The sequence below is a fragment of the Pseudomonas sp. PA-1-6B genome (genome assembly GCF_021609545.1).
Taxonomy (GTDB): domain Bacteria; phylum Pseudomonadota; class Gammaproteobacteria; order Pseudomonadales; family Pseudomonadaceae; genus Aquipseudomonas; species Aquipseudomonas fluorescens_BV.
This window is the reverse complement of the sequence record NZ_WJZM01000009.1, coordinates 70,326-82,761: the sequence shown is the minus strand read 5'-3', so window position 1 is coordinate 82,761 and position 12,436 is coordinate 70,326. Positions and strand designations below refer to the sequence as shown.

General features: G+C 58.9%; 9 protein-coding genes. 8 read left to right on the top strand and 1 reads right to left on the bottom strand.

Translation table 11 applies throughout. The annotated features are described in order from the left end of the window. Positions 1–35 precede the first annotated feature (35 nt). Positions 36–1,709, bottom strand: a complete 1,674-nt coding sequence (gene recN, locus GIV35_RS07260; protein WP_105228516.1) for a DNA repair protein RecN — start codon at positions 1,707–1,709, stop codon at positions 36–38. A 254-nt stretch (positions 1,710–1,963) separates the two neighbouring features. Between recN and grpE the strand changes: the two genes are divergently transcribed. The 8 genes from grpE to GIV35_RS07220 all read left to right on the top strand — a co-directional run bounded on the left by grpE (position 1,964) and on the right by GIV35_RS07220 (position 12,436). Next, positions 1,964–2,524 (top strand): nucleotide exchange factor GrpE, encoded by a 561-nt coding sequence (gene grpE, locus GIV35_RS07255; protein WP_034126999.1) that lies wholly within the window; start codon positions 1,964–1,966, stop codon positions 2,522–2,524. A 102-nt stretch (positions 2,525–2,626) separates the two neighbouring features. After that, on the top strand, positions 2,627–4,543 hold the full coding sequence (gene dnaK / locus GIV35_RS07250; protein WP_014719959.1) for a molecular chaperone DnaK: 1,917 nt from the start codon (positions 2,627–2,629) through the stop codon (positions 4,541–4,543). Positions 4,544–4,859: 316 nt separating this feature from the next. Further along, complete coding sequence (gene dnaJ, locus GIV35_RS07245) at positions 4,860–5,984, top strand: molecular chaperone DnaJ (protein ID WP_054896114.1); 1,125 nt, start codon at positions 4,860–4,862, stop codon at positions 5,982–5,984. A gap of 10 nt (positions 5,985–5,994) precedes the next feature. After that, positions 5,995–6,801 (top strand): 4-hydroxy-tetrahydrodipicolinate reductase, encoded by an 807-nt coding sequence (gene dapB, locus GIV35_RS07240; protein WP_236264482.1) that lies wholly within the window; start codon positions 5,995–5,997, stop codon positions 6,799–6,801. Between the two features lie 259 nt (positions 6,802–7,060). After that, positions 7,061–8,197, top strand: coding sequence for a glutamine-hydrolyzing carbamoyl-phosphate synthase small subunit (gene carA / locus GIV35_RS07235; protein WP_003194208.1), 1,137 nt, complete (start codon positions 7,061–7,063; stop codon positions 8,195–8,197). A 105-nt stretch (positions 8,198–8,302) separates the two neighbouring features. Then, positions 8,303–11,524: a carbamoyl-phosphate synthase large subunit gene (carB, locus tag GIV35_RS07230; protein WP_003194205.1), complete on the top strand. Its 3,222-nt coding sequence runs from the start codon at positions 8,303–8,305 to the stop codon at positions 11,522–11,524. 2 nt (positions 11,525–11,526) lie between these two features. Continuing rightward, positions 11,527–12,003 (top strand): transcription elongation factor GreA, encoded by a 477-nt coding sequence (gene greA / locus GIV35_RS07225; protein ID WP_032873232.1) that lies wholly within the window; start codon positions 11,527–11,529, stop codon positions 12,001–12,003. 28 nt (positions 12,004–12,031) lie between these two features. Then, positions 12,032–12,436, top strand: a complete 405-nt coding sequence (locus GIV35_RS07220; protein WP_060764103.1) for a hypothetical protein — start codon at positions 12,032–12,034, stop codon at positions 12,434–12,436.

Sequence of the window (12,436 nt, the reverse complement as noted above, 5' to 3'; positions counted from 1 at the left end):
GCCTTCGTGCTTTCTATAGAGTGGAAAATGTCGCTTCAGGCCTTCGCGGCCACCACCATTTTTTTCGCGTGAGCCAAGGACTCCTTGGTCAAGTCGATACCGCCGAGCATCCGCGCCACTTCTTCCACCCGTTCCGACTTGTTCAGCTTGGAGACGGCGGTGTGTGTCGCGTCGCTACCGCGCACCTTATGCACAAACAGGTGCTGATGCCCTTGGGCTGCCACTTGCGGCAAGTGGGTCACCGTAAGCACCTGGCCGCGATCCCCCAGGCGACGCAGCAATTGGCCAACAATTTCTGCGGTTGGTCCGCCAATGCCCACATCCACTTCATCGAATACCAGGGTGGGTACGCGTGAGGTCTGGGCGGTAATCACTTGGATCGCCAGGCTGATCCGCGAGAGTTCGCCGCCGGAGGCCACTTTGGCCAGGGCCTTGAGCGGTTGGCCGGGGTTGGCACTGACCAGCAGTTCGACGTGCTCCAGCCCATGGGGCTGCAATTCTTGACTGGCGTTGGGATGCAGCTCGATGGTGAAGCGCCCGCCTGGCATGCCCAGGCGTTGTATTTCCAGTTCAACGGCGCTTGCCAGGCTAGTAGCTGCCTGCTGGCGCAGAACGCTCAGCTCCCGGGCTTTTTCCTGATAATGACGGGCAAACGAAGCGAGCTCCTCGCCCAGTCGTTCGATGGATTCGTCGTTCGCGTTGAGTGTTTCGATTTCATCCAGCAGTTTCTGCTGCATGGTTGCGACTTCGGTCGGCTGGATTCGATGCTTGCGAGCCAGGGTATAAATAGTGTCCAGGCGTTCTTCTATTTCCTGCAGGCGAGCTGGGTCGGCGTCGAAATGGTCCAGGAAACGATTGAGTTCGCCCACGGCTTCCTCGACCTGGATCTGTGCGCTGGTCAGCAGGGTGGTCGCTTCGCTCAGTGAGCCGGAAGCATTGTTCACACTGGACAGGCGGTTGAGGCTGGCGGTCAGTGCGTTGAGCACATTGCCGGAATCGCTCTCGCTGCATTGCTCGACCACTTGGCGGCAGATGCCCAGCAAGGTTTCGGCGTTGGTCAGGTTCTTGTGTTCCTGCTCAAGTTGCTCCAGCTCTGTCTCACCCAGGCCAAGGCTTTCGAGCTCTTCCAATTGGTAGCTGAGCAACTGGTGGCGGGCGCGTTGTTCGTCGCCGGAGTTGGAGAGGCGCTCCAGTTCCTGGCGTGTCTGGCGCCAGCGTTGGGCGGCCAGCTGAACTTGCCGGGAAAGATCGGTGGCGCCGGCGTACTCATCGAGCAGGCGACGGTGGGTATCGGTTTTCAGCAGGGATTGGTGTTCGTGCTGGCTGTGGATATCGATCAGCAGTTCGCCCAGTGCTTTCAGGTCGCCCAGTGGGCAAGGCGTGCCGTTGATATAGCCGCGGGAGCGCCCCTCGGCGGTGATCACCCGGCGCAGAATGCAGGGGCCTTCATTATTAAGGTCGCGCTCGGCCAGCCATGCTTCGGCTTCGGGTATGTCCGCCAGGTCGAAGGTGGCCAGGATGTCGGCCTTGTCGGAGCCAGGGCGTACCACGCCACTGTCGGCGCGGTCGCCAAGCGTCAGGCCGAGGGCGTCGAGCATGATCGACTTGCCGGCGCCGGTTTCGCCTGTGATTACGCTCATCCCGCGATCCAGTTCAAGATCCAGATGTTCAACGATGGCGTAGTTATGTACAGACAGGTGCACGAGCATGACGGCCGCTCCCAGGCTTTAGGTCTGGTTATTTATACAGTGTTTTGTTCAGGCCTGACAATCCTGACGCTTAGCTCGATTTTCTTGAGTCTCGGATTTTTTTAGCGCGATGTGGAATGAGCGAGAAGGAAATGATCCAGGTCAATCGAAAGACTTTTGGTAACGCCTGCGCCCTTGAACCTGAAAATTGTGGCCCCATATACCGGAGCAGAAGCGCGAGTTGAGTTCGCGCATGATTTTGAAAGGAGAAATCTATGGCTGACGAACAGACGCAGGATACGCAAACTCCAGACGCCAATTCGGCTGCCGGTGATGAACTGGCGACTCGTGTGCAAGTGCTCGAAGAGCAATTGGCCGCTGCGCAGGATCAATCGTTGCGTGTTGCCGCCGATCTGCAGAACGTCCGCCGCCGTGCCGAGCAGGATGTAGAGAAGGCTCACAAGTTCGCGCTGGAAAAATTCGCCGGTGACCTGCTGCCGATTATCGACAGCCTGGAGCGTGGTCTTGAGTTGTCCAACCCGGACGATGAAAACATCCGCCCAATGCGCGAAGGCATCGAGCTGACCCTGAAAATGTTCCAGGACACCCTGAAGCGTTATCAGTTGGAGGCTATCGATCCGCAAGCCGGCGAGCCGTTCAATGCTGAACATCACCAAGCCATGGCCATGCAGGAAAGCCATGACCTGGAACCCAATAGCGTCATCAAGGTGTTCCAGAAGGGCTACCAGCTCAACGGTCGTCTGATGCGTCCGGCAATGGTGGTGGTGAGCAAGGCTCCTTCACCCGTTGCACCTTCTATTGATGAGCAGGCTTGAAATTCGCCGTAAGGCCCCCATCTATAAGTCAAGCGTTTAAGTGCTACCGCAGTTAGCCAAAACTGCTGCGGCAACCAAATTCAAGTTTCGGGAGAGTAAATCATGGGCAAAATTATCGGTATCGACCTGGGGACCACCAACTCCTGCGTCTCCGTGCTGGAAAACGGCGTTGCAAAAGTTATTGAAAACGCCGAAGGCGCACGTACCACTCCGTCGATCATCGCTTACGCCAACGACGGTGAAATCCTCGTCGGTCAATCGGCCAAGCGTCAGGCGGTGACCAATCCGCACAACACCCTGTACGCGGTGAAGCGTCTGATCGGTCGTAAGTTCGACGAAGAAGTCGTACAGAAAGACATCAAGATGGTGCCTTACAAAATCGCCAAGGCCGACAACGGTGACGCCTGGGTTGAAGTGAACGGCCAGAAAATGTCGCCACCGCAAATCTCGGCTGAAATCTTGAAAAAGATGAAGAAGACCGCCGAAGACTACCTCGGTGAAGCAGTGACTGAAGCGGTGATTACCGTTCCTGCCTACTTCAACGACAGCCAGCGTCAGGCCACCAAAGACGCCGGCCGCATCGCGGGCCTGGATGTAAAACGTATCATCAACGAACCAACCGCAGCTGCGCTGGCTTACGGTATGGACAAGGCCAAGGGCGACCACACCGTGATCGTTTACGATCTGGGTGGCGGTACGTTCGACGTCTCCGTGATCGAGATCGCAGAAGTTGACGGCGAGCACCAGTTCGAAGTGTTGGCCACCAACGGTGACACCTTCCTGGGTGGTGAAGACTTTGACATTCGTCTGATCGACTACCTCGTTGACGAGTTCAAGAAAGAAAGCGGCATGAACCTCAAGGGTGACCCGCTGGCCATGCAGCGCCTGAAAGAAGCCGCTGAAAAAGCCAAGATCGAGCTGTCTTCCGCTCAGTCGACTGACGTGAACCTGCCGTACATCACTGCAGACGCTACCGGTCCTAAGCACTTGAACGTGAAGATCTCGCGTTCCAAGCTCGAAGCACTGGTTGAAGACCTGGTTCAGCGCACCATCGAACCTTGCCGCATCGCGCTGAAAGACTCCGGTATCGACGTTGGCTCGATCAACGACGTGATCCTGGTGGGCGGTCAGACCCGTATGCCACTGGTTCAGAAGCTGGTCACCGAGTTCTTCGGCAAAGAAGCCCGTAAAGACGTGAACCCGGACGAAGCTGTTGCCATGGGTGCTGCCATCCAGGGTGCTGTGCTGGCCGGTGACGTGAAAGACGTGCTGCTGCTGGACGTGAGCCCGCTGACCCTGGGTATCGAAACCATGGGTGGCGTGATGACTGCGCTGATCGAGAAAAACACCACGATTCCTACCAAGAAATCCCAGGTGTTCTCGACTGCCGATGACAACCAGGGCGCCGTGACTATCCACGTGCTGCAGGGCGAGCGTAAGCAAGCCGCACAGAACAAGTCCCTGGGCAAGTTCGACCTGGCTGAGATTCCACCAGCACCACGTGGCGTGCCACAAATCGAAGTGACCTTCGACATCGACGCCAACGGCATCCTGCACGTCGGCGCGAAAGACAAGGCCACCGGCAAAGAGCAGAAGATCACCATCAAGGCCAACTCCGGCCTGTCTGATGAAGAAATTCAACAGATGATCCGTGATGCTGAAACCAATGCTGAAGCCGACAAGAAGTTCGAAGAGTTGGCAGGCGCCCGTAACCAGGGTGACGCGCTGGTTCACTCGACGCGCAAAATGATCGCTGATGCTGGCGACAAAGTGACCGACGAAGAGAAAACTGCAATCGAAGCGGCAGTGGTTGCCCTGGAAGCCGCCATTAAAGGCGACGACAAGGCTGCCATCGAAGCCAAGGTTGAGGAGCTGTCGAAAGTCTCCGCGCCAGTTGCTCAAAAAATGTACGCCGAGCAAGGCCAGCCGGCTGACGGCGCTGCGCAACAAGCAGAGCCTGAAGCCAAGCACGACGATGTTGTCGATGCCGAGTTCGAAGAAGTTAAAGACAACAAGTAAGTTGTCGCCCGGTTGACCGCGCACAAGCGGTGACTGGTAGGATGTCGCCGCGCGGGAGCTTGCTCCCGCGTTGGCGTGTCTGGGGTATGCGAATTTTTACAGCATGCGACAACGCTCGGATGCTGGCGGTGTGAACGGGAATGCTCCTGCTTTCCGAATGACAGTCACCGCGTTTTTGGCCGGCTCCCTGGCTAAAAGCAGTAATGACCAGGATCGTTGAATTGACGTGAGTTGGGTCCGGGCCTGTATTGGGGCTCAACGAGTTTGGCAGGGTTCAGGAGGGCCAGGTCGAACGTCCTTAAGAGTGCAAAGACTTATGGCAAAGCGTGACTATTACGAAGTATTGGGTGTGGAGCGTGGCGCCAGCGAGGCGGACCTGAAGAAGGCCTACCGTCGCCTGGCGATGAAACACCACCCGGACCGTAATCCGGATAACAAAGAATCCGAAGAGATGTTCAAAGAGGCCAACGAGGCCTACGAATGCCTGTGTGATCCCAATAAGCGTGCGGCTTACGACCAGTATGGCCATGCTGGCGTCGACCCGAGCATGGGTGGCGGCGGTGCCGGTTTTGGTGGCCAGAACTTCTCCGATATTTTCGGCGACGTATTCAGCGACTTCTTCGGCGGCGGCCGGGGCGGCCAGCGTGGCGGCCCTCAGCGCGGCAGTGACTTGCGTTACACCCTGGAGCTGAACCTGGAAGAGGCCGTGCGCGGCACCAGTGTCAATATCCGTGTGCCGACGCTGGTCAATTGCAAGCCGTGCGACGGCTCCGGTGCGAAGAAAGGCTCCTCGCCGATCACTTGCCCGACCTGCGGCGGTATCGGGCAGGTGCGCATGCAGCAGGGCTTCTTCTCGGTGCAGCAAACCTGCCCGCGTTGCCATGGCCAGGGCAAGATCATTTCCGATCCGTGCGATTCCTGCCACGGCGAAGGCCGCGTCGAAGAGTACAAGACGCTGTCGGTGAAAGTACCGGCGGGTGTGGATACCGGTGATCGTATTCGCCTGTCGGGCGAAGGCGAGGCGGGTGCCCAGGGTGGCCCTACGGGCGACCTGTACGTGGTGATCAATGTGCGAGAGCACTCGATCTTCCAGCGTGACGGCAAGCATTTGTTCTGCGAAGTGCCGATCAGCTTTGTTGATGCGGCCCTGGGTGGCGAGCTGGAGATTCCGACGCTGGATGGTCGGGTCAAACTCAAGATTCCCGAGGGGACTCAGACCGGCAAGCAGTTCCGCATTCGTGGCAAGGGCGTTGCGCCAGTGCGCGGTGGCGGTGCTGGCGACCTGATGTGCCGTGTGGCGGTTGAAACCCCGGTGAACCTGAATCGTCGTCAGCGTGAACTGCTGGAAGAGTTCCGCAGCTCGCTGGAAGGCGATGACTCGCACTCACCGAAGACTACGGGCTTCTTCGACGGTGTAAAACGCTTCTTCGGCGACCTGTAAGGATCTGAATATGCGACGTATAGCCGTAATGGGCGCTGCCGGGCGCATGGGCAAGACGCTGGTCGAGGCGGTGCAGCAACGCTCGCCGGCCTCCGGGCTGACGGCGGCGATTGTTCGCCCAGGCAGTACGTTGATCGGCGCGGACGCAGGTGAGTTGGCCTCGTTGGGTCGCATCGGTGTCTCGCTGTCTGGCAACCTTGAGCAGGTGGCGGACGAATTCGACGTGCTGATCGACTTCACCCTGCCGGAAGTGATGCTGAAAAATCTGGCCTTCTGCCGTAAGGCGGGCAAGGCCATGGTGATCGGCACGACTGGCTTGAGTGCTGAGCAGAAGCAGTTGCTGGTGGAAGCGGGCAAGGATATTCCGATCGTCTTCGCCGCCAATTTCAGCGTGGGCGTGAACCTGTCGCTGAAGTTGTTGGACCTGGCGGCGCGCGTGCTGGGTGATGAGACTGATATCGAGATTATCGAGACTCATCACCGTCACAAGATCGACGCTCCGTCGGGCACTGCGTTGCGCATGGGTGAAGCTATTGCCGATGCGCTGGGCCGCGATCTGTCGAAAGTGGCGGTATACGGGCGTGAAGGCCATACCGGTGCGCGTGCGCGCGACACCATTGGTTTCGCGACCGTGCGCGGTGGTGATGTGGTCGGTGATCACACGGTACTGTTTGCTACCGAAGGCGAGCGTCTGGAAATCACCCACAAAGCCTCCAGCCGCATGACTTTCGCCAAGGGCGCGGTGCGTGCTGCACTCTGGTTGGAAGGGCGTGAGCCGGGCCTGTACGACATGCATGACGTGCTGGACCTGCACTAAGCAGTAGCTAAAACGGGGGCTCAGGATTATCCTGTGCCCCCGTTTTTACCCGCTAGGCGACGTCCTGTCGCATTCCCCTGCCTTTAAGGCTCATTAGCGGTGGACCAAAAAAGCCTTTTTCTGTAAGCTACAGCTTTAGTGTGTCCACTAAAAGCGCGCAGAATAATTCAGTGAAGAAGCGGGGTGACGTGTCCATACGTCACTCCGCTTTTTTACAACCTGCGATCGCCCTTTCAGGCTTTATTTACGGGAGGTCTTCTTGACTAAGCCAGCCATACTCGCCCTTGCTGATGGCAGCATTTTTCGCGGCGAAGCCATTGGAGCCGACGGTCAGACCGTTGGAGAGGTGGTGTTTAACACCGCCATGACCGGCTATCAGGAAATCCTTACCGATCCTTCCTACGCCCAACAGATCGTTACCCTGACCTATCCGCACATCGGCAACACCGGCACTACGCCGGAAGATGTCGAGTCTGATCGTGTCTGGTCGGCGGGCCTGGTGATTCGTGACCTGCCACTGGTTGCGAGCAACTGGCGTAACACGATGTCGCTGTCCGATTACCTGAAAGCCAACAACGTTGTGGCGATCGCCGGTATCGATACGCGCCGCCTCACGCGCATCCTGCGTGAAAAAGGCTCGCAGAACGGCTGCATCATGGTCGGTGACAATATCTCCGAAGAGGCGGCGATTGCCGCGGCGCAAGGTTTCCCTGGCCTGAAGGGCATGGACCTGGCGAAAGTCGTCAGCGTCAAAGAGAAGTACGAGTGGCGTTCAACTGTGTGGGATCTGAAGACCGACAGCCACGCGACTATCGAGGCTGCCGATCTGCCTTACCACGTGGTCGCCTATGACTACGGCGTCAAGTACAACATCCTGCGCATGCTGGTCGAGCGCGGTTGCCGTGTGACCGTGGTGCCCGCGCAAACCCCTGCCAGCGATGTGCTCGCGATGCAGCCGGACGGTGTGTTCCTGTCCAACGGCCCGGGTGACCCTGAGCCATGCGACTACGCTATCCAGGCCATCAAGGACGTGCTGGAGACCGAGATTCCGGTGTTCGGCATCTGCCTTGGCCACCAATTGCTGGCTTTGGCCTCCGGCGCCAAGACCCTGAAAATGGGCCACGGCCACCACGGTGCCAACCACCCGGTACAAGACCTGGACACTGGCGTTGTGATGATCACCAGCCAGAACCACGGTTTTGCGGTGGATGAAGCCTCCCTGCCGAGCAATGTGCGCGCCATTCACAAGTCGCTGTTCGACGGTTCCCTGCAAGGCATCGAGCGCACCGATAAGAGCGCGTTCAGCTTCCAGGGCCACCCTGAAGCCAGCCCGGGCCCGAACGACGTAGCGCCGCTGTTCGACCGTTTCATCAATGAGATGGCCAAGCGACGCTGACTGAGTGGCCTGCGGGCGGCCCCGGATTGCGGTGGCCCCCGCAGGCTCTTCAAAGATTGTTCAAGACGGCTTGCCGACTGACCTGCGGATTTGAGTGACAAACCCATGCCAAAACGTACAGACATAAAAAGCATCCTGATTCTCGGCGCTGGCCCGATCGTGATCGGCCAGGCCTGCGAATTCGATTACTCCGGCGCCCAGGCCTGTAAAGCCCTGCGCGAGGAGGGCTACCGCGTCATCCTGGTGAACTCCAACCCGGCCACCATCATGACCGACCCGGCCATGGCCGACGCCACCTACATCGAGCCGATCAAGTGGCAGACCGTTGCCAAGATCATCGAAAAAGAGCGTCCGGACGCGCTGCTGCCAACCATGGGTGGCCAGACCGCTCTGAACTGCGCCTTGGACCTGGAGCGCGAAGGCGTCCTGGAAAAGTTCGGCGTAGAGATGATCGGTGCCAATGCCGACACCATCGACAAGGCTGAAGACCGTTCGCGTTTCGACAAGGCCATGAAGTCCATCGGCCTGGCGTGCCCACGTTCCGGTATCGCCCACAGCATGGAGGAAGCCAATGCGGTCCTCGAGACCCTGGGCTTCCCGTGCATTATCCGTCCGTCCTTCACCATGGGCGGCACCGGCGGTGGTATTGCCTACAACCGTGAAGAGTTCGAAGAAATCTGCGCCCGTGGCCTCGACCTGTCGCCGACCAAAGAGCTGCTGATCGACGAATCGCTGATCGGCTGGAAAGAATATGAGATGGAGGTTGTCCGCGATAAGAAGGACAACTGCATCATCGTCTGCTCCATCGAAAACTTCGACCCGATGGGCGTGCACACCGGTGACTCGATCACCGTGGCGCCAGCACAGACCCTGACCGACAAGGAATACCAGATCCTGCGTAACGCCTCCCTGGCGGTATTGCGCGAGATCGGCGTTGAAACCGGCGGTTCCAACGTTCAGTTCGGCATCTGCCCGGACACCGGCCGCATGGTCGTGATCGAGATGAACCCACGTGTATCGCGTTCTTCGGCGCTGGCCTCGAAAGCGACCGGCTTCCCGATTGCGCGTATCGCCGCCAAGCTGGCTATCGGCTACACCTTGGACGAGCTGCAAAACGAAATCACCGGCGGCGCTATGCCGGCGTCTTTCGAGCCGTCTATCGACTACGTTGTGACCAAGCTGCCGCGCTTTGCCTTCGAAAAATTCGCCAAGGCGGATGCGCGCCTGACCACCCAGATGAAGTCGGTCGGTGAAGTCATGGCAATCGGCCGTACTTTCCAAGAGTCCCTGCAGAAAGCTCTGCGCGGCCTGGAAGTTGGTGTTTGCGGCCTGGACGAGAAGCTCGACCTGAGCAACCCGGAAAGCATGAGCATCCTCAAGCGCGAGCTGACCGTGCCGGGCGCCGAGCGTATCTGGTACGTGGCTGACGCCTTCCGTGCCGGCCTGAGCGTCGAAGATATCTTCGGCATGAACATGATCGACCCGTGGTTCCTGGTGCAGATCGAAGATCTGATCAAGGAAGAAGAGAAGGTCAAGACGCTGGGTCTGTCGTCTATCGACCGCGACCTGATGTTCCGCCTCAAGCGCAAAGGTTTCTCCGACCAGCGTCTGGCCAAGCTGCTGGGTGTGACCGAGAAGAACCTGCGCACTCATCGCCACAAGCTGGATATCTTCCCGGTCTACAAGCGCGTTGATACCTGCGCCGCAGAATTCGCCACCGACACGGCCTACATGTACTCCACCTATGAGGAAGAGTGCGAAGCCGCGCCGACGGGCCGCGACAAGATCATCATCCTGGGTGGCGGTCCGAACCGTATCGGCCAGGGCATCGAGTTCGACTACTGCTGCGTACACGCCGCCCTCGCCCTGCGCGAAGACGGGTACGAGACCATTATGGTCAACTGCAACCCGGAAACGGTTTCCACTGACTACGACACTTCCGACCGCTTGTACTTCGAGCCGGTAACACTGGAAGACGTATTGGAAATTTGCCGCGTCGAGAAGCCTAAAGGCGTGATCGTCCAGTACGGCGGCCAGACCCCGTTGAAACTGGCGCGTGCCCTGGAAGCTGCCGGCGTGCCGATCATCGGTACCAGCCCGGACGCTATCGACCGTGCCGAAGACCGTGAGCGCTTCCAGCAGATGGTTGAGCGCCTGAACCTGCGTCAGCCGCCGAACGCCACCGTGCGCAGCGAAGACGAAGCCATCCGTGCGGCCAGCAAGATCGGCTACCCGCTGGTGGTGCGTCCGTCCTACGTACTGGGCGGCCGGGCGATGGAAATCGTCTACGAAGAAGAAGAACTCAAGCGCTACCTGCGTGATGCGGTGAAAGTCTCCAACGACAGCCCGGTGCTGCTGGACCACTTCCTGAACTGCGCCATCGAAATGGACGTGGACGCGGTGTGCGACGGTACTGACGTCGTGATCGGCGCGATCATGCAGCACATCGAGCAGGCCGGCGTTCACTCCGGTGACTCCGCCTGCTCCCTGCCGCCGTACTCGCTGCCGGCGCACATCCAGGACGAGATGCGCGAACAGGTCAAGAAAATGGCCCTGGAACTGGGTGTGGTCGGCCTGATGAACGTACAGTTGGCGCTGCAAGGCGAAGACATCTACGTCATCGAAGTCAACCCGCGCGCTTCGCGTACCGTACCGTTCGTGTCCAAGTGCATCGGTGTGTCCCTGGCCATGATCGCTGCGCGTGTGATGGCCGGTAAGACCCTGAAGGAAATCGGCTTTACCAAGGAAATCATTCCGAACTTCTACAGTGTGAAAGAGGCGGTGTTCCCGTTCGCCAAATTCCCTGGCGTGGACCCGATCCTGGGCCCGGAGATGAAGTCCACCGGTGAAGTGATGGGCGTGGGCGATACTTTCGGTGAAGCGTTCGCCAAGGCCCAGATGGGTGCCAGCGAAGTGCTGCCGACCGGCGGTACTGCGTTTATCAGCGTACGTGATGACGACAAGCCACTGGTTGCAGGGGTCGCCCGCGATCTGATCAACTTGGGTTTTGAAGTCGTGGCTACCGCCGGGACCGCCAAGCTGATCGAAGCTGCCGGCCTGAAAGTACGTCGCGTGAACAAGGTGACGGAAGGCCGTCCGCATGTGGTCGACATGATCAAGAATGACGAAGTCACCCTGATCATCAACACCACCGAGGGTCGCCAGTCGATCGCGGACTCCTATTCCATTCGTCGTAATGCCTTGCAGCACAAGATTTACTGCACCACTACCATTGCTGCTGGCGAAGCTATCTGTGAAGCGCTCAAGTTCGGTCCGGAAAAGACCGTGCGTCGCTTGCAGGATCTACACGCAGGATTGAAGGCATGAGCATAACCAAATACCCGATGACCGTTCAGGGCGCGCGCGCCCTGGAAGAGGAGCACGCCCATCTGACCAAGGTCGTACGTCCAAAGCTGAGCCAGGACATCGGTACGGCCCGCGAACTGGGTGACTTGAAGGAAAACGCCGAATACCACGCTGCTCGCGAGCAGCAGGGTATGGTCGAGGCGCGGATTCGTGACATCGAAGGCCGTATGCAGAATGCGGTGATCATCGATGTCACCACCATCCCGCATACCGGCAAGGTGATTTTCGGCACGACCGTGGAAATCGCCAACGTCGAGACCGACGAAAGCGTGACCTACCAGATCGTGGGTGAGGATGAGGCTGACTTCAAGCAGGGCAAGATCTCTGTCGGCTCGCCGATTGCTCGCGCCTTGATTGCCAAGGAAGAAGGCGACGTGGTTGCCGTGAAAACGCCGAGCGGCGTCATTGAGTACGAGATTGTCGAAGTTCGTCACATCTGAAAGACGGCGCCCGCTGCGTGCGGGCGCCATGCTTTGGCAGCTCTCTCAGATGCTTTGGGTGGGTGGCCTATGGCTGTTACATATTGGCGTGTTGCCGGCGTTGGGCCTGATTGGCCTGGCGCCGCTGCTGATCGATGAGATCGACGGATTGCTGAGTGCGCTGCTGGTGGGTTTTGCGGCGGCGTGCGTGATGCTTCAGGCGTTGGTGCTGATCACGGCCGAAGGCTTGAAGAGTTTGTGGCGGGATATTCGCGGCCAACTGCTGTTGATGGCGCTGTATGCATGCGCAATGTTTTGTATGGTGCATGTGTGGCTGCCGCAAGCGTTGCGCTGGCAGTTGTTCAGCTATCTTGTGCTAGGGTTCTCTGGCTTGGTGCTGGTTACGCAGCCTGCGCCGGGATGGAGTGGCGGGGCGCGCGAAGCACGCCCTTGA

Coding starts and splice junctions, on each gene's coding strand:
- recN (WP_105228516.1), bottom strand. CDS start 1,709: ATGCTCGTGCACCTGTCTGTACATAACTACGCCATCGTTGAACATCTG.
- carB (WP_003194205.1), top strand. CDS start 8,303: ATGCCAAAACGTACAGACATAAAAAGCATCCTGATTCTCGGCGCTGGC.
- dnaK (WP_014719959.1), top strand. CDS start 2,627: ATGGGCAAAATTATCGGTATCGACCTGGGGACCACCAACTCCTGCGTC.
- grpE (WP_034126999.1), top strand. CDS start 1,964: ATGGCTGACGAACAGACGCAGGATACGCAAACTCCAGACGCCAATTCG.
- dapB (WP_236264482.1), top strand. CDS start 5,995: ATGCGACGTATAGCCGTAATGGGCGCTGCCGGGCGCATGGGCAAGACG.
- dnaJ (WP_054896114.1), top strand. CDS start 4,860: ATGGCAAAGCGTGACTATTACGAAGTATTGGGTGTGGAGCGTGGCGCC.
- GIV35_RS07220 (WP_060764103.1), top strand. CDS start 12,032: ATGCTTTGGCAGCTCTCTCAGATGCTTTGGGTGGGTGGCCTATGGCTG.